The organism is Nocardioides sp. (genome assembly GCF_047607365.1).
Classification (GTDB): domain Bacteria; phylum Actinomycetota; class Actinomycetes; order Propionibacteriales; family Nocardioidaceae; genus Nocardioides.
In genome coordinates this window covers 22,169-37,677 of sequence record NZ_JASGDD010000223.1, presented here as the reverse complement: position 1 = coordinate 37,677, position 15,509 = coordinate 22,169, and the positions used below count along the sequence as shown (strand labels likewise).

At 72.0% G+C, this 15,509-nt stretch carries 15 protein-coding genes and 1 pseudogene; 6 read left to right on the top strand and 10 right to left on the bottom strand.

Translation table 11 applies throughout. The features are described 5' to 3' along the window. Positions 1 to 334: pseudogene (locus QM572_RS17520) on the top strand (2-phospho-L-lactate guanylyltransferase); the annotation flags it as partial. Positions 335 to 372: 38 nt separating this feature from the next. Here QM572_RS17520 and QM572_RS17515 read toward each other — a convergent pair. The 3 genes from QM572_RS17515 to leuC all read right to left on the bottom strand — a co-directional run bounded on the left by QM572_RS17515 (position 373) and on the right by leuC (position 3,255). Continuing rightward, a complete protein-coding gene (locus tag QM572_RS17515; RefSeq protein ID WP_415095259.1) occupies positions 373 to 1,092 on the bottom strand; it encodes an HU family DNA-binding protein in 720 nt (239 codons plus the stop codon). Positions 1,093 to 1,241: 149 nt separating this feature from the next. Further along, entirely contained in the window at positions 1,242 to 1,835 is a 594-nt protein-coding gene (leuD, locus tag QM572_RS17510; protein WP_415095258.1) for a 3-isopropylmalate dehydratase small subunit, read from the bottom strand. A gap of 1 nt (position 1,836) precedes the next feature. Beyond that, positions 1,837 to 3,255 carry a 3-isopropylmalate dehydratase large subunit gene (leuC, locus tag QM572_RS17505; RefSeq protein ID WP_415095257.1) on the bottom strand — a complete coding sequence of 473 codons (1,419 nt, stop codon included), beginning with the start codon at positions 3,253 to 3,255 and terminating at the stop codon, positions 1,837 to 1,839. Positions 3,256 to 3,307: 52 nt separating this feature from the next. Between leuC and QM572_RS17500 the strand changes: the two genes are divergently transcribed. Continuing rightward, positions 3,308 to 4,027: an IclR family transcriptional regulator gene (locus QM572_RS17500; protein ID WP_415095256.1), complete on the top strand. Its 720-nt coding sequence runs from the start codon at positions 3,308 to 3,310 to the stop codon at positions 4,025 to 4,027. 69 nt (positions 4,028 to 4,096) lie between these two features. On the opposite strand, the gene QM572_RS17495 is transcribed toward QM572_RS17500, so the two are convergent. The 5 genes from QM572_RS17495 to QM572_RS17475 all read right to left on the bottom strand — a co-directional run bounded on the left by QM572_RS17495 (position 4,097) and on the right by QM572_RS17475 (position 7,893). Continuing rightward, complete coding sequence (locus tag QM572_RS17495) at positions 4,097 to 4,651, bottom strand: NUDIX domain-containing protein (protein ID WP_415095255.1); 555 nt, start codon at positions 4,649 to 4,651, stop codon at positions 4,097 to 4,099. A gap of 214 nt (positions 4,652 to 4,865) precedes the next feature. After that, positions 4,866 to 5,345 (bottom strand): methylated-DNA--[protein]-cysteine S-methyltransferase, encoded by a 480-nt coding sequence (locus QM572_RS17490; RefSeq protein ID WP_415095254.1) that lies wholly within the window; start codon positions 5,343 to 5,345, stop codon positions 4,866 to 4,868. Between the two features lie 48 nt (positions 5,346 to 5,393). After that, the gene (locus QM572_RS17485) at positions 5,394 to 5,945 is read right to left on the bottom strand and encodes a cupin domain-containing protein (RefSeq protein WP_415095253.1); all 552 of its coding nucleotides are present in this window, start codon (positions 5,943 to 5,945) and stop codon (positions 5,394 to 5,396) included. Next, positions 5,942 to 6,877, bottom strand: a complete 936-nt coding sequence (locus QM572_RS17480; protein WP_415095252.1) for an MBL fold metallo-hydrolase — start codon at positions 6,875 to 6,877, stop codon at positions 5,942 to 5,944. The genes QM572_RS17485 and QM572_RS17480 overlap by 4 nt, the downstream gene beginning before the upstream one ends. Before the next feature lie 77 nt (positions 6,878 to 6,954). After that, on the bottom strand, positions 6,955 to 7,893 hold the full coding sequence (locus QM572_RS17475) for a LysR substrate-binding domain-containing protein (RefSeq protein WP_415095251.1): 939 nt from the start codon (positions 7,891 to 7,893) through the stop codon (positions 6,955 to 6,957). 51 nt (positions 7,894 to 7,944) lie between these two features. Here QM572_RS17475 and QM572_RS17470 point away from each other — a divergent pair, with 51 nt between their 5' ends. Next, complete coding sequence (locus QM572_RS17470) at positions 7,945 to 8,898, top strand: LysR family transcriptional regulator (protein ID WP_415095250.1); 954 nt, start codon at positions 7,945 to 7,947, stop codon at positions 8,896 to 8,898. Between the two features lie 4 nt (positions 8,899 to 8,902). On the opposite strand, the gene QM572_RS17465 is transcribed toward QM572_RS17470, so the two are convergent. Next, a complete protein-coding gene (locus QM572_RS17465; RefSeq protein WP_415095249.1) occupies positions 8,903 to 10,252 on the bottom strand; it encodes an FAD-binding oxidoreductase in 1,350 nt (449 codons plus the stop codon). Further along, positions 10,249 to 11,427, bottom strand: a complete 1,179-nt coding sequence (locus QM572_RS17460; RefSeq protein WP_415095248.1) for an FAD-dependent monooxygenase — start codon at positions 11,425 to 11,427, stop codon at positions 10,249 to 10,251. Before QM572_RS17460 ends, QM572_RS17465 begins: the two co-directional genes overlap by 4 nt. Positions 11,428 to 11,666: 239 nt before the next feature. Between QM572_RS17460 and QM572_RS17455 the strand changes: the two genes are divergently transcribed. The 3 genes from QM572_RS17455 to QM572_RS17445 are packed head-to-tail and all read left to right on the top strand — an operon-like array spanning position 11,667 to position 15,473. Beyond that, a complete protein-coding gene (locus tag QM572_RS17455) occupies positions 11,667 to 12,830 on the top strand; it encodes a sugar ABC transporter substrate-binding protein (protein ID WP_415095247.1) in 1,164 nt (387 codons plus the stop codon). Between the two features lies 1 nt (position 12,831). Further along, on the top strand, positions 12,832 to 14,424 hold the full coding sequence (locus QM572_RS17450) for a sugar ABC transporter ATP-binding protein (RefSeq protein WP_415095246.1): 1,593 nt from the start codon (positions 12,832 to 12,834) through the stop codon (positions 14,422 to 14,424). Further along, complete coding sequence (locus tag QM572_RS17445) at positions 14,421 to 15,473, top strand: ABC transporter permease (protein WP_415095245.1); 1,053 nt, start codon at positions 14,421 to 14,423, stop codon at positions 15,471 to 15,473. Before QM572_RS17450 ends, QM572_RS17445 begins: the two co-directional genes overlap by 4 nt. Positions 15,474 to 15,509 lie beyond the last annotated feature (36 nt).

The window sequence follows — 15,509 nt, the reverse complement described above, 5'->3', positions numbered from 1 at the left end:
GCCGGCCGCGCTCTGCGGCGACCTGCCGGCACTGCGGCCGGCCGACCTGGCGACGGCTCTGGGCCTGGCGAGCGAGTCCGGGCCGGCGTACGTCGCCGACGCGGACGGCCTCGGGACGACGCTCTTCACCTCGCCGCTCGAGGGGTTCCACCCGTGCTTCGGACCCGACTCGCGCGCGCTGCACGACGGCATGGGCGCGAGCCCGATCGAGGGGGAGCTCTCGTCGCTGCGACGCGACGTGGACGACCTCGACGACCTGCGGGCCGCCGCTCCCCTGGGCCTGGGCGCGAGGACGGCTACCGCCGCTCGCTCCGCGCTGCTGATCCCGGGCTGACGGGCCGCCAGCCCGGGATCGGCAACGGGCGAGAGGCGTCAGGCCTTCTTCGCCGCCGTCTTCTTGGCCGGCGCCTTCTTCGCGGGCGCCGCCTTCTTGGCCGTCGTCGTCTTCTTGGCGGCGGTGGTCTTGGCCGGAGTGGCCTTCTTCGCCGGCGCGGCCTTCTTCGTCGTGGTCTTGGCCGTCGTGGTCTTCGCCGTCGTGGTCTTCGCCGTCGTGGTCTTCGCCGTCGTCGTCTTCTTGGCGGCGGTGGTCTTGGCCGGGGTCGCCTTCTTCGCCGGCGCGGCCTTCTTCGTCGTGGTCTTGGTCGCCGTGGTCTTGGCGGGGGTCGTCGACTTCTTGACCGGGGCCTTCTTGGCGGGAGCCTTCGCCGGCGTCGCCTTGTCGACGACGGACTCGACCGTCGCCGCGGCGGCCGCGGCGGCCTCCTTGACCGGCTTCGGCAGGCCCGGCTTGGGCAGCGCGAGCTTCGGCAGCTTCTTGGCGCCGGAGACGATGTTCTTCAGGTCGGCGCCCGCGGTGAACTTCGGGATCGCGGTCTTCTTCGCCTTGATCCGCTCGCCCGTGGCGGGGTTGCGCACCCAGCGCGCCTCACGGATGCGCTTCTCGAAGGACCCGAAGCCCGTGATGGCGACCTTCTCGCCGTCGGCGACGGCGCGGGTGATGGTGTCGAGGACCGACTCGAGCGCATGCGCGGCGGCCTTCTTGTTTCCGTCGTAGCGCGCGGCGAGCGCATCGACCAGCTGGGACTTGTTCACGATCGACCTTTCAGTTCAACCCGATCGTCGAGCCTCGATGCCCGACGTGCTCTTTGCACGCTAGCCACGTGGTGGCCATCTGCCCACCACCATCGGCGTGTCGCGGGGCGCGGACGGCCTCCGGGAACGCGAGGACGTCGCCCACGCTCTCAGAGCGTGGCCGGCTTCCAGCTCGGCCGGGCCACCTCGAAGGCCGCGATGTCGGCCTCGTGGGAGAGCGTGATGCCGATGTCATCGAGGCCGTTGAGCAGTCGCCACTTGGTGTAGGGGTCGATGTCGAAGCTGTCCTGCACCTCGCCGTCCGGGGTCGCGACGGTCTGCGCCTCGAGATCGACGGTGATCCGCCCGCCGGGGTTGTCGTCGAGGTAGTCCCACAGCCGCTGCACGACCTTCTCGTCGACCAGCGCGGTCAGCAGGCCGGCCTTGCCGGAGTTGCCGCGGAAGATGTCGCCGAAGCGGGAGGAGATCACGACCTTGAAGCCGTAGTCCTGCAGCGCCCACACCGCGTGCTCACGCGAGGAGCCGGTGCCGAAGTCGGGGCCGGCGACGAGCACCGTGCCGGCGGCGTACGCGTCCTGGTTGAGGACGAACGCGGGATCGGTCCGCCAGCCCGCGAAGAGGCCGTCCTCGAAGCCCGTGCGGGTGACCCGCTTGAGGTAGACGGCCGGGATGATCTGGTCGGTGTCGACGTTGCTCCGCTTGAGCGGCACGCCGACGCCGGTGTGGGTGGTGAAGGCGTCCATGTCAGTGAGCTCCCACGGTCTCGAGGTCGGCGGGCGAGGAGAGGGTGCCGCGTACGGCGGTCGCGGCCGCGACGGGGACGGAGACGAGGTGCGTGCGACCGCCCTTGCCCTGCCGCCCCTCGAAGTTGCGGTTGGAGGTCGACGCGCTGCGCTCGCCGGGGGCGAGCGTGTCGGGGTTCATGCCCAGGCACATGGAGCAGCCCGCGCCGCGCCACTCGGCGCCGGCCTCGATGAACACCTTGTCCAGGCCCTCCTCGATCGCCTGGTTGCGCACCCGGACCGAGCCGGGCACGACCAGCAGCCGGGTGCCCTCGGCGACGTGGTGGCCCTTGATGGTCGCGGCGGCGATGCGGAGGTCCTCGATCCGGCCGTTGGTGCACGAGCCGATGAAGACGGTGTCGATCCTGACGTCGCGCAGGGGGGTGCCGGCCTCGAGGCCCATGTAGGCCAGCGCGTTGGCCGCCGCGACCTTGTCCTGCTCGTCCTCGAAGTCGTCGGGACCGGGGATGGTGGCACCCAGCGGCGCGCCCTGGCCGGGGTTGGTGCCCCAGGTGACGAACGGCGTGATCTGCGAGGCGTCGAGGAAGATCTCCCTGTCGAAGACGGCGTCCTCGTCGGTGACCAGCGTCCTCCAGTGCGCGACGGCGGCGTCCCAGTCGGCGCCCTGAGGCGCCTCCGGCTTGTCCTTGATGTAGGCGAAGGTGGTCTCGTCGGGCGCAACCATGCCGGCCTTCGCGCCCCACTCGATGCTCATGTTGCAGATGGTCATCCGGCCCTCCATGGAGAGCTCGCGGATGGCGTTGCCGCGGTACTCCACGATGTAGCCCTGCCCGCCGCCGGTGCCCGTCTTCGTGATGAGCGCCAGGATGAGGTCCTTGGCCGTGGTGCCGGCGGGCAGCGAGCCCTCGACGGTGACGGCCATCGTCCTCGGCTTGGCCTGCGGCAGCGTCTGGGTGGCGAGGACGTGCTCGACCTCGGAGGTGCCGATGCCGAAGGCGATCGCGCCGAACGCGCCGTGGGTGCTGGTGTGGGAGTCGCCGCAGACGATCGTCATGCCCGGCTGGGTCAGGCCGAGCTGCGGGCCGACGACGTGGACGATGCCCTGCTCGAGGTCGCCGAGGGGATGGAGGCGTACGCCGAACTCGGCCGCGTTCTTGCGCAGCGTCTCGACCTGCGTGCGCGACACCGGGTCGGCGATCGGCTTGTCCCAGTCGAGCGTGGGGACGTTGTGGTCCTCCGTCGCGAGGGTGAGGTCGGGGCGGCGGACCTCACGGCCGGCCAGGCGCAGGCCGTCGAAGGCCTGCGGGCTCGTCACCTCGTGGATGAGGTGGAGGTCGATGAAGAGCAGGTCGGGCTGACCGCCCTCGCCGGCACGTACGACGTGCTCCTCCCAGACCTTCTCGCTGAGCGTCTTTCCCATGAATCAGAGCATACGCTTGCATTCCAGGGATTGAGACAATTAGTCTCGAACTATGGACAACGGTAGTGGAGTCGGCGTTCTCGACAAGGCCGCGGCGGTGCTCACGGCATTGGAGTCCGGGCCCGCGACGCTGGCGGCGCTCGTGACCGCCACCGGCCTCGCGCGACCCACGGCCCATCGTCTCGCAGTCGCGCTCGAACATCACCGTCTGGTGGCCCGCGATCTTCAGGGACGGTTCATCCTCGGGCCGCGCCTGGCCGAGCTGTCGGCCGCCGCCGGCGAGGACCGGCTGCTGGCCACCGCCGGCCCGGTGCTCGCCCGGCTGCGCGACATCACCGGCGAGTCCGCCCAGCTCTGGCGCCGTCAGGGCGACCAGCGCATCTGTGTCGCGGCCGCCGAGCGGGCCTCCGGCCTGCGCGACACCGTGCCGGTCGGCTCGCAGCTCACCATGCGCGCCGGCTCGGCCGCGCAGGTGCTGCTCGCCTGGGAGGACCCCGAGCGGGTCCACCGCGGGCTGCAGAACGCCGCCTTCTCGGCCGCCGCGCTCTCGGGCATCCGGCGGCGCGGCTGGGCCCAGTCCGTCGGTGAGCGCGAGGCCGGCGTCGCCTCGGTCTCGGCGCCCGTCCGCTCCCCCGGCGGCAAGATCATCGCCGCCGTCTCGGTCTCCGGACCGCTCGAGCGCCTCACCCGCCAGCCCGGCCGGATGCACGCCCCCGCCGTCATCGCCGCCGCCGAGCGGCTCTCGGAGTCCCTGCGCCGCGCCGCCGAGTAGGGCCTCCCCTCAGCCGAATGGGGCCTCCCCTCGGGCCGAGTAGGGCCTCCCGTCGGGCCGAGTGGGGCTTCAGGACACCTTGCCCAGGTGCACGGCGGCCAGCATCAACGGAGCGAGGGTCTCGGCGTCGCGGATCTCACCGCGGGCGATCATGGCCATGAGCTCCGACCAGGGCACGGCCAGGACCTCGGCGATGCCCTCCTCGACCCTCTCGGCCATCTCGTCCGCATCCGCCGGCGCCGGCCGGAGCTCGCGGGCGAGGAAGACGAATCCGGGCGCGTCGCAGACGCCGTCGAGCGAGGTGACCGGGCCGAGCGCGTCCCATCGTCCGGCCTCGAGGCCGGTCTCCTCCCGGAGCTCGCGGCGGGCGGCGTCGAGCGGCGCCTCGCCGTCGGAGCCGCCGGCGGGGATCTCGATCGAGTCGCGGCCGATCGTGTACCGGAACAGCCGGACCAGCACGACCTCGCCGTCGTCGGTGACCGGCACGACGAAGACAGCCGGCTGGCGCACCTCCACGACGCCGTAGATGCCCCGGGATCCGTCGGGCTTGGTCACCTCGTCCTCGCGCACCCGGATCCACGGGTTCTGGTACACAGCGCGGGACGACAGGGTCTGCCAGGCCATGCCTCAGGCTACGTCGAGCACGCCGACTCAGCCCGGATCCACCGATTCTCGCCGTCGCGAGCGTCACCAGACGGATGTCCTGGCAAGGCGGAGTGCCGAAGGCGGGCCGCAGGCCCGTCGAGGTGCGACAACGCCGCCAGGGCGCCCGTCTGGGGGCGCGCAGCAGGCGCAGAATCGGTGGATCCGGGCTCAGAGCGTGTTCGGGAGCTCGGCGTCAGAAGAGGGAGTTCGACTCCAGCGCGAGGAGCTGCTGCTTGCGGTCGAGGCCGCCGCTGTAGCCGGTGAGGGAGCCGCTCGAGCCGACGATGCGGTGGCAGGGGATGACGATCGGGATCGGGTTGCGGCCGTTGGCCAGGCCGACGGCCCGGGAGGCGGCGGCCGTCATGCCGAGACGATGGGCGATCTCGCCGTACGTCGCCGTGTGACCGAAGCCGACGCCCACCAGCGCGCGCCACACCCGCAGCTGGAACTCGCTGCCCGCCGGCGCGAGGGGGAGGTCGAAGACCTCGAGCTCGCGGTCGAAGTAGGCGCCCAGCTGCCGGGCCGCCTCGACCAGCACCGGGGCCGAGTCGTCGCGCTCCCCCAGCGGCCTGCCGGTCCCGGAGCGGAACGGCGTGAACTCGATCGCCGTGATCGCGCCGTCGCGCTCGACCACGCGCAGATCGCCGAGCGGCGATCCCACGACAGTCCACACCCGCCGCAGGCTACACAGCGCCGCCGACAGAACCGGCGGCAGCGCGGATCAGTCCCGCGGACCGCCGTGCATCAGCCCCTCGAGTCCGCCGGGGAGCGTCGCCGCGAGGGCCGGGTCGAACTCGCCGTCCACGAGCACGAAGAGCACCCGGGCGGGGGTGTCGCCGCGGTTGGCCCAGGCGTGGTCGGTGCCGCGCTGGACCACGATGTCCCCGGCGCGCAGCGTCACCTCGCTGTCGTCGAGCACGAGGGTGATCTCCCCGGCGAGCACGACGCCGTAGTCGATCGAGGCCGTGCGGTGGACCGGCGACTGCAGCCCGCGGTCGTCGAGGAAGCCGGGGGCGAACTCGTTGATCCGGATCTTGGTGCCGCGCTCGGGCGGCGGCACGGCGAGGGTGCGCTGGGTCGGCTCGTCCGGCTCCACCGCCGTGATCAGGGCCGGAGCCCCGGCGGTGTTCCAGATCTCGTGGAAGTGGACGCCGTCGTCGGGCAGCTCGCGGCTGACCGGCACCGGTCCGTCGGAGAGCACGACCGACACCCCGTCCGCCGAGTGCCCGGTGACGACCCGGCGCGGCACGACCGCCGTCGGCACCCCGGTCATGCGTGGGTCTCGATCGGCCCGCCCGCGAGCGCGACCATCTCGGGCCACAGCTGCGGGATGCTCAGCGGACGGGCCGGCTCATCGTCGGTCAGCTCGACGTAGGCGCGGTGCAGGTTGCAGACGACGCGCTCGCCCTCCGGCCAGTCCCGGTAGGGACTGTCCCCGCTCGCCTGGCTCTTCTGCGCGGCCTCGAGCGGGGTGAGCCCGGCGGCGTGGGAGTCGCGGGCCAGGGCGGCGACGAAGTCGACGTACGCCGTCAGCTCGTCCAGCACGCGGGCGACCTCCTCACCGCGGCAGGCCGGCCCGTGACCGGGCACCAGCGCCACCGGGTCGAGGGCCCGCATCCGGTCGAGCGCCGCCCGGAAGCCGAGCATCGACCCCTCCATGAAGATCGGGTGCCCGCCAGAGAAGGCCAGGTCGCCGGCGAACATGACCCGCTGCTCGGGCAGCCAGACGCCGACGTCGTTGGTCGAGTGCGCCGGGCCCATCGCGATCAGCTCGACCGGGAACTCGTCCAGGTGCAGCGTGAGCGCGTCCGCGAAGGTGACGTCGGGCGGGCGCACCGACAGGTCGCCGTAGTCGGCGAGGAGCTCCCGGGTGGCGGCCAGGCCGGCGCGGAGGACGCCCTCGCGGCAGCCGTGGTGGCCGATGATCGTGGTGCTCGCCGGCAGGAAGCCGTTGCCGTAGGTGTGGTCGGGGTGGTGATGGGTGTTGACCGCGATCCTCGGGTCGTTGGCGCCGACGCCGGCGATCTCGGCGAGCAGCGCGCGATTGCGCCGCTCGGTGGAGGTGGTGTCGACGAGGACGGTGTCGCCCGACCCGTCGGTGATGACTCCGCAGTTGTTGACCATCCAGCCGCCGTGGGGCTGCACGTAGGCGTAGATGCCCGGCGCCACCTCGTCGAGGTAGGCGTCTCCGTCAGTCCAGCTCATGGGCTCCAGTGAGCCCTACGGCGTACGCCGGAACAAGAGTGGTCGGCATCACATCAGCGGATCGCTGGCATCGGCGATCAGTAGACCAGGGCGTCCTCGAGATCGATGGCGATGCCGTGGAGCAGATGGCGGAGCCAGACCACCGCGGGGTCGCTCTCGCGCTGCGGATGCCAGTGCGCCGACTCGGTGATCCGGACCGTCTCGACGGAGGTCTCGGCGATCGCGAGGCCGAGCGGCTCCAGGCAGCGCCGGGCGAGCCGGGAGGGCACGAAGGCGCACATGTCGGTCCCGGCGACGGCGAACGGGAGGGTGAGCAGGCTGGTCACCCGCGCGAGCACGGTCCGGTCCTCCACCCCGGCGTGGGCGAGCGCGGTCTCCAGCGGCCGGGTGCGGTCGCCGGCCGCGACGAACTCGGCGACGGCGTGCGGGATCGCGGCGAGGTCCTCGACCGACAGCCGGCCGTCGCGGAGCCGCGGATGGTCGCGGTCGACCAGGCAGACCAGGTGGTCGGTGAACACGGGCTGCGTCCGTCCCGGGAACTCGAAGCCGAGCGGCGCGATCACGAGGTCGCGGCGCATCAGCTGGGTCTCGATCCGGTCGCCCCGCACGTCGAGCGGGTCGAGCGCGATCGTGCAGCCCGGCGCCTCCTTCTCGAAGGCCCGGATGAGCGGCTCGGCGAGCACCGTCATGGCGTACTCCGAGACGCTCACGGCGAAGCGCTTGGCGCTCGACGAGGCGTCGAACTCGCGGTGGTTCCCGAGCAGCGCCTCGGCGGCCTCGACGGCCTCGGCGACCGACCCGCGCAGCTGCTCGGCGAAGTCGGAGAGCACGAAGCCGCGCCCCGAGCGGATCAGCAGCTCGTCGTCGAAGTGCTTGCGCAGCCGGGCCAGGGCGCCGCTCATGGCGGGCTGGCTCATCGTCATCCGCTCACCGGCGTGGGTCAGGTTGCGCTCCTCGAGGAGCGCGTGCAGCGCCAGCAGCAGATTGGCGTCGACCGACCGGAGTCGCTCCTTCATCCATCTCTCCCTGTGACGCGCCTCACAGGCGGAGACTCTAGTCTGAGGGCCATGACCACCACCCTGCTGGGCGGCGCCGACCTCAATCTCCTGGTGCCGCTCAAGGCGCTCCTGGAGGAGGGCAACGTCACGCGCGCCGGGCATCGGCTGGAGCTGAGCCAGCCCGCCATGAGCGCGGCGCTCGCGCGGCTGCGGCGCCGCTTCGACGACGAGCTGCTGGTGCGGGCCGGCCGCGACTACGAGCTGACCCCCTTCGCGCGGGACCTGCTGCCCGACGTGCAGCACGCGGTCCGGCTGCTCGGGCAGGCGCTCCACCTCGAGGACGAGTTCGACCCCGCCACCAGCTCGCGCACCTTCCAGCTGACGATGAGCGACTACGCGATCGCCGTGATGCACCAGTCGCTGGTCCGGCTGGTGGAGGCCGAGGCGCCGGGGGTGCGGCTGAGCATCGGCCACCTCAGCGCCGACTCGCGCTCGTCGGACCGGCTGCTGCTCGACAACGACGCGGTGATCGCGCCCCTGGGCTTCGGCTTCCCCGGGCTCTCCCGACCGCTGTGGCGCGACCGGATGGTGGTGCTCGCCGACGCCCACAACCCGCGGATCGCCGACGGCGCCCTGACCATGGACGACCTGGCCCGGCTTCCGCACGCGGTGGCGTCCTTCGGGCCCGGCGTGCTGACGCCCGTCGACCGCGTCTTCGGCGAGCACGGCATGGAGCGTCACATCGCGCTGCACGTCTTCGGCTACCTGCCGCTCCCCTTCGTGATCGAGGGCACCGACATGGTGGCCGTCGTGCCCGAGCGCCTGGCCCGGATCGCGACGCGCGCCTCGGGATCGGTGGTGACCCTCGAGCCGCCGTTCGGGACCGTGCTGCTGCCCGAGGGCTACTGGTTCGCCCCGAACCGGCTCTCCGACCCCGCCCACCGATGGCTGTTCGGCCGCCTCGACGCCGTCAGCGCCGAGCTGTCGCCCGACGGCGTCGAGGGGTGGGGCGACACGCCCTGAGGTGTCACTCCCAGTGGTTGCGGTTGGCCGCACCGTCCGGTCCGGCGAGATACCCGACGAAGACCCCGTCGGGGTCGCGCTCGGCGACGATCTTGCCGAGCCGCTCCCATGCCTCGTCGGACAGCACCCGCACCTGACGGCGGGAGAGATCGCTGTCGCCGAGGTACTGCCCCACCGTCACCGGCTCGAGATCGGCCATCGCCCCCTCGAGCCAGGCAACGCAGCGCTCGTCGTCGGCCTCCTCCTCCCAGAGCACGTACGACGCCAGGTAGATCTCCGACTGGACGGAGAACGCCATGTCGGGCAGCTCGCGCAGCGGTGCCATGGAGAACCAGATCGTGAAGGCCTGGTGGTTCGGCAGCGTGGTGTAGGCACGCCGCATCGCCGGCACCACCTCGGCGGCCGTGCCGGAGAGCCAGGCGTTGTCGACCGCCCACCGGTGGCCCTCGGGGTTGTCCTCGAGCTGCCGGGCGCGCTCGGCCTCCGGGGTCGTGGGCTCGTTGTCGATCGCGAAGATCGCGTGCTCCAGCGCCGGGTTGTCCCGGAAGGGCGCCAGCGCGGCCTCGGCCTCGGCCTCGCTCTCGACCATGGCGAGCGCCGTGACCAGCAGGATCGGGTCGGGCGAGACGTGCGGGTCGGTCTTGGTGAGGGCGACGATCTCCACCGTGTCCGCGATCGAGGCGTGCGTGTCGTGCAGCCAGGTCATGACCTCGTCGAAGCGGTCGAGGTGGAAGCCCTGGACGGTGTGGGCGAAGTGCGCCGGCAGCGGCCGGGTGCGCAGGTGGAAGCGGGTCACCACGCCCGGGAAGCCGGGACCGGCGCCGCGGGCGGCCCAGTAGAGGTCGGGGTTCTCCTCGGCGGAGCAGCGCACCAGCTCCCCCTCGGCCGTGACCACGTCCAGCGCGACGACGTACTCCGCCGCCCAGCCCCAGCCCCGGGCGTTCCAGCCCTGGCCGCCCTGGAGGAGGAAGCCGCCGATGCCGACCGTCGGGCAGTGCCCGCCGAGGAAGAACCGGCCGCGCTCGGCGAGGTAGGGCGCCAGCTCGGCGCCGCCCCTGGTCGACGGCGAGGCGGTCACGATGCCGGTCGCCTCGTCGTAGTCGAGCTCGCGCAGGTCGCCCAGGTCGATGACGAGCGCGTCGGCGCGGACCGACCACTGCGCCCAGCTGTGCCCGCCGGAGCGGACCGCGACCTGCCAGCCCCGCTCGCGGGCCAGCCGCACCGCGGCCACGACCTCGGCCTCGGTGGACGGCTTGACCACGGCGACGGGCTGCCGGTCGGTCAGGCGGCGGTTGAAGATCCGGTCGACCCGGGCCGTCTCGAAGCCGTCCGCGTCGCGCTCGATCACCTTCACGCCGGCTCCACCAGGGCGCCGAGGGTCTGCCCCATGATCCGGCCGGGGTCCGCGCCCGGGGTGTCCGGGTGAATCTCCCAGTCGGCCAGGGTGAGGCTGTTGTCGAGCACCATCTTGACCCGCGGGAAGCGCCGCGCCATGAAGGCCGGCAGGACGTCCTCGACCTTGTCGCCGCTGGTGATCATCTCGGCGAGCACCACCGCGTCCTCGGCGCACATCGCGGCGCCCTGGGCGATCAGGGGCGGGCAGGCGTGGGCGGCGTCGCCGATGATGATGGTCCGGCCGCGGAACCACGGCTCCTCCACACAGATCGCCTCGATCCACTGGTAGTTCACGATCGCGTCGTCGGGCAGGCTGTCGCGCACCTGGCCCCAGATGCCGCCGTACCCCTGGCCGTGCTCCTTGAGCTCCTTGCCGCGCGGGCCCTCGCCCACGAAGGAGCGGTCGAGGTTCTCCTCGAGCAGGAAGGCGTAGCAGAGGTCCTCGGAGATCGGGGTGTAGCCGGCCTTGTACTTCGGGCCGCCGTAGTACATCTCGGAGCAGTCCATCTCCGCGGGCCGGGCGGCGACGGTGCGCCAGATGCCCATGCCGACGGGGGCGGGCTCGGTGTCGATGCCGATCATCGAGCGCACCTTGGAGCGGATGCCGTCGGCGCCGACGAGGAGGTCCACGGTCTCGGTGGTGCCGTCGGAGAGCGTCACCGTGACCGCGTCGCCGTGGTCGTCGATGGCGGTGATGGTGGAGCCGAGGCGTACGTCGACACCGGCCGCGACCACCTCCTCGGCGAGCACGTCCGCGATGTCCCCGCGGACCGCGCCCATGGTGCCCGGCAGGTCCGGGCCGCCCATCGGGGGCGTCGGGATCTCGGCGATGACGCCGCCGTCGGCGGTCTTGAGCCGCAGGTGCGAGAACGGGAAGCCGCGCTCGGCGAGCTTGTCGTAGATGCCGACCGAGCGGAACGCCTTGAGCGCGTTGCCCTGGAGCGTGATGCCGTGGCCGACGCCCCCGAGGGTCTCGCGCAGGTCGACCAGGACCACCTCCACGCCGCGCTGCGCCAGGCCGAGGGCGAGCACGCCGCCGGTGATGCCGCCGCCGACGATCAGGACGCGGCTCACCGTGGACGGGGCGGACGCGACGGTCTCGGCGGGGTCGGGCGCGGCGGGTACGACGGACATGGGTCTCCTCCTGGAAGTGTGTGCTCCGTCACAGGAAAGCCCGCCGGCCCGCCGGGCGGAACCCCGACCGCGGTGATGCCTGGCATCGGCGCCGACGGGGTGTGGTGTCGCGAATGCCAGGCATCCACACCGGCGTTTTCTCCTGACCGGGCCGGATGGTCCACCCTCGAAAAAGTGATCGGGGTCACAGGGCCTCGCACAGCGGCAGCACCCGCCGCGGAATCGAGAAGGAGATTCACATGAGGCTGAAGTCGACGGCGGTCCACCGGGCCGCGGCTCCGGCGGTGATCGCGATGGTCGCGGTCATCGCCCTGGCTGGCTGTTCCAGCAGCTCGGACAGTTCGTCGTCCTCGAGCGGCGCCACCACCAGCGAGGCGAAGGCCGCGCTCGAGGCCGCCTACCAGGGCTACACCGGCACCGTGCCGACCACCCCGACCACCCCGAAGGCCGGCGTCAGCGCCTGGGTGATCTCGTGCGGCCAGCAGGTCCCCTCCTGCGCCACCCCCACCGCCTCCATCGAGGAGGCCGCCACGAAGGCCGGCTGGGACGTCAAGGTCTGCGACGGCCAGCTCAGCCCCGACGGCTGGAGCACCTGCCTCGACCAGGCCACCGCCGCCAAGGCGGACGTCGTGATGCCGATCGGCATCGACTGCGCGAGCATCCAGAACTCCTTCGAGCAGGCCTCCGCCGCGGGCGTGAAGATCGTCGGCGCCGGTGGAGCGGACTGCACCTCGACCGGCGGGTCGACGTCGTACATGGCGACCGAGCGCCTCCAGCTCGCCGACACCTCCATCCAGGAGTACTGGGAGAAGGCCGGCGCCACCGCCGCCAACTACCTGATCGGGACGAGCGACGGCAAGGCCAAGATCCTCGAGCTCAAGTTCACCTCGCCGGTCTGGGGTCCGTGGCTCACCGCGGGCTTCGAGAAGCAGATCGAGAGCTGCGCCGACTGCGAGATCGTGGGCACCATCGACATCGCCAACGAGGACTTCGGCACCACCTCGGCCGTCGACAAGTTCACCGCCGCCCTGTCGAAGTACACCGACGCCGACAGCATCTACGTCCCCGTCGGCGGCTGGATGAGCCAGGGCTTCGCCGCAGCCGTCAAGGCCTCGGGCCGCGCCGACTCGCTGACCGTCGTGTCCGGCTTCGGCGACTCCTCCACCATGGACCTCATCCGCAAGGGCAACAGCGGTCTCACCGCCGCCCTCGGCTACGCCACCGAGTGGGGCGCCTACGGCAGCGTCGACGAGGCCATCCGCGTCGTCAACGGCGAGGACCCGGTCGTGGAGGGCGACGGCTTCCAGGTCGTCGACGCCGACCACAACCTGCCCGACTCCGGCGACTACGACGGCGGGGTCGACTACAAGGCGGAGTACCTCAAGCTCTGGGGCGTCGCCTGACATGACCGTCGCTCCCGACCTCTCATCGGCCTCGGTGGCGGGCGCCCACGCGCTCGTCATCGAGGGCCTCACCAAACGCTTCGGCGCCACGCTGGCGCTCGACGAGGCCTCGCTCCAGGTGCGTCCCGGCACCGTCCACGCCCTGCTGGGCGGCAACGGCTCGGGCAAGTCCACCTCGATCAAGGTCCTCGCCGGGGTGCACCAGGCCGACGCGGGCCGGCTGTCGGTGGGAGGTCGGGACTTCGATCTCAGCTCGCTCAGCGCGGCCGACGCCCGGAGCGCGGGCCTGCGGTTCGTGCACCAGGACCTCGGCCTCTTCGAGGGCCTGAGCATCGCGGAGAACTTCGCGCTCGACGCCGGCTACCCCGCCGGCCACGCCACGGGGATCTCGTGGAAGGAGCTCCACCGCCAGGTGCGGGCCGTGCTCGCGGACTACGAGCTGTACGCCGACCCGCGGACGCCCATCAACGAGCTGCGTCCCGCCGACCGCACCATGGTGGCGATCGCGCGGGCGCTGCAGGACGCCGGCTCCGCGGAGCGCGCCGGCGTCGCCGACCTGATCCTCGTGCTCGACGAGCCGACCGCCTCGCTGGCCCACCACGAGTCGGCGCTGCTCATGACGCGGATCAAGCGGCTGGCCGAGGCCGGCCAGACCGTGGTGCTGGTCAGCCACCGGATGACCGAGGTGCTCTCGGTCGCCGACGACTTCACCATCTTCCGCGACGGCCGCACCGTCGCGACGCTGGTGGACGCCTCCCCCACCGAGGACGAGCTGGTCGAGCTGATGGCGGGGCGCGCGGTCGACGCGCTGCGCCCGACCACCGAGTCGACCGCCACCGACGACATCGCGCTCCAGGTCACCGGACTGGCGGGCGGGCCGCTCGTCTCGGTCGACCTCGGCGTACGCCGTGGGGAGATCGTCGGCGTCGCCGGCCTCGTCGGCTCCGGCCGCTCGTCGCTGCTGCGGATGCTGTTCGGCGACCTCACCCCGACCGCCGGCACGATCGCCGTCGCCGGGAGGCCCTTCGCACCGCACTCGGTCCGCGACGCCATGGACGCGGGCGTGGCCCTCGTCCCGGAGGACCGCGGACGTGAGGCGGCCTTCGCCGACCTGACCATCGCCGACAACATGTCGGTGACCCGGCTGAGCAGCTACTTCTCCTGGCGCGGCATGGACAGCCGCGGCGAGCTGCGGACCGGCCGTCGGCTCATCTCCGACTTCAAGGTCAAGGCGGCCGGCCCCGACGCCGGCTTCACCTCGATGTCCGGCGGCAACCAGCAGAAGGTGATCCTGGCGCGCTGGCTGCAGCGCGACCCGGCGCTCCTGCTGCTCGACGAGCCGACGCAGGGCGTCGACGTGATGTCGCGCGTCGACATCTACCGGATCGTGCGCGAGGCCGCCCACCGCGGCTCCGCCGTGCTGGTCGCCTCCTCCGACGCCAGCGAGCTGCTGGCGCTGTGCGACCGCATCGTCATCCTCCGCGAGGGCCGCGTCGACGAGGACCTCGACGCCTCCGGCCTCGACCAGGACGAACTCACCCGCAAGCTCCTGCGCGCGACCAGCGTGCAGACCACGAAGGGACAGCACCCATGAGTGCGACCGCACCGACGCACGACGACACGAAGCAGACGAAGGACCCCCAGCAGGCCGAGCCCGCCGGGTCCGCGGTCAGGCGGCCCAGCACGCACAGCCTCCTCGGCATCGCCGAGCGCTACGCGCTGCTCGCGATCTTCGTCGCGATCTTCCTCTTCTTCCTGCTCAACCCGGCGAGCGCGAACTTCGGCAACTCCGCCAACATCAACACCGTGCTGCGCGGCCAGACCGCTGTGGCGATGATCGCGATCGCCGCGGTCTTCCCGCTCGTCGCCGGCAACATGGACTTCTCCCTGGGCGCCACCGCCGCCACCTCCAGCGTCATCTCCGCCGGGCTCATGGCCAACCACGGCCAGCCGCTCGTGGTGTGCGTGCTCGCCAGCATCGCGTTCGGCGCGCTGGTCGGCCTCTTCAACGGCGTCATGGTGACCCGCTTCCACCTGGACTCCTTCGTCACCACCCTCGGCGTCTCGACCCTGCTGGCCGGGGTCATCCAGTGGTACACGCACGGCCAGACGATCTACCAGGGCATCTCCAGCACGCTCACCGACTTCAGCTACACGAAGGTGCTCGGCATCCCGGGCGTCACGGTCGTCGTGCTCGCCGTCGTCGTCATCGCGTGGTTCGTCCTGGCCCAGACGCCGTTCGGCCGCTCGCTCTACGCCATCGGCTCCAACCCGACCTCGGCCCGCCTCGTCGGCCTGCGGGTGCAGCGCAACGTGATGCTCACCTTCGTCGTCTCCGGCACCATCGCCGGCGCGGCCGGCCTGCTCCGCCTCGCCGTCATCGGCAGCGCCACCTCGGACTCGGGCACCTCGCTGCTCTTCCCGGCACTGGCCGCGGTCTTCCTCGGCGCCGCGGCGATCAAGCCCGGCTTCTTCAACGTGCTCGGCACCGTGATCGGCGTGCTCTTCGTCGCCTTCACGGTCAACGGGCTCACCCTCTCCGGCGTCGACTCGGCGGTGCAGAACGTCTTCAACGGCGCCGCACTGCTGATCGCCGTCGGGCTGTCGACCTACCTCGGGATGCGCCGCCGGGCCCGCGGCTAGCGGTGATGCCAGCCATATCCGGCTGCTCTTTCCCCC

Excerpts from the sequence above, each read along its gene's own strand:
- QM572_RS17450 (WP_415095246.1), top strand. The coding sequence starts at position 12,832 with ATGACCGTCGCTCCCGACCTCTCATCGGCCTCGGTGGCGGGCGCCCAC.
- QM572_RS17500 (WP_415095256.1), top strand. The coding sequence starts at position 3,308 with ATGGACAACGGTAGTGGAGTCGGCGTTCTCGACAAGGCCGCGGCGGTG.
- QM572_RS17475 (WP_415095251.1), bottom strand. The coding sequence starts at position 7,893 with ATGAAGGAGCGACTCCGGTCGGTCGACGCCAATCTGCTGCTGGCGCTG.
- QM572_RS17485 (WP_415095253.1), bottom strand. The coding sequence starts at position 5,945 with ATGACCGGGGTGCCGACGGCGGTCGTGCCGCGCCGGGTCGTCACCGGG.
- leuC (WP_415095257.1), bottom strand. The coding sequence starts at position 3,255 with ATGGGAAAGACGCTCAGCGAGAAGGTCTGGGAGGAGCACGTCGTACGT.
- QM572_RS17470 (WP_415095250.1), top strand. The coding sequence starts at position 7,945 with ATGACCACCACCCTGCTGGGCGGCGCCGACCTCAATCTCCTGGTGCCG.
- QM572_RS17495 (WP_415095255.1), bottom strand. The coding sequence starts at position 4,651 with ATGGCCTGGCAGACCCTGTCGTCCCGCGCTGTGTACCAGAACCCGTGG.
- QM572_RS17480 (WP_415095252.1), bottom strand. The coding sequence starts at position 6,877 with ATGAGCTGGACTGACGGAGACGCCTACCTCGACGAGGTGGCGCCGGGC.
- leuD (WP_415095258.1), bottom strand. The coding sequence starts at position 1,835 with ATGGACGCCTTCACCACCCACACCGGCGTCGGCGTGCCGCTCAAGCGG.
- QM572_RS17455 (WP_415095247.1), top strand. The coding sequence starts at position 11,667 with ATGAGGCTGAAGTCGACGGCGGTCCACCGGGCCGCGGCTCCGGCGGTG.
- QM572_RS17460 (WP_415095248.1), bottom strand. The coding sequence starts at position 11,427 with ATGTCCGTCGTACCCGCCGCGCCCGACCCCGCCGAGACCGTCGCGTCC.
- QM572_RS17445 (WP_415095245.1), top strand. The coding sequence starts at position 14,421 with ATGAGTGCGACCGCACCGACGCACGACGACACGAAGCAGACGAAGGAC.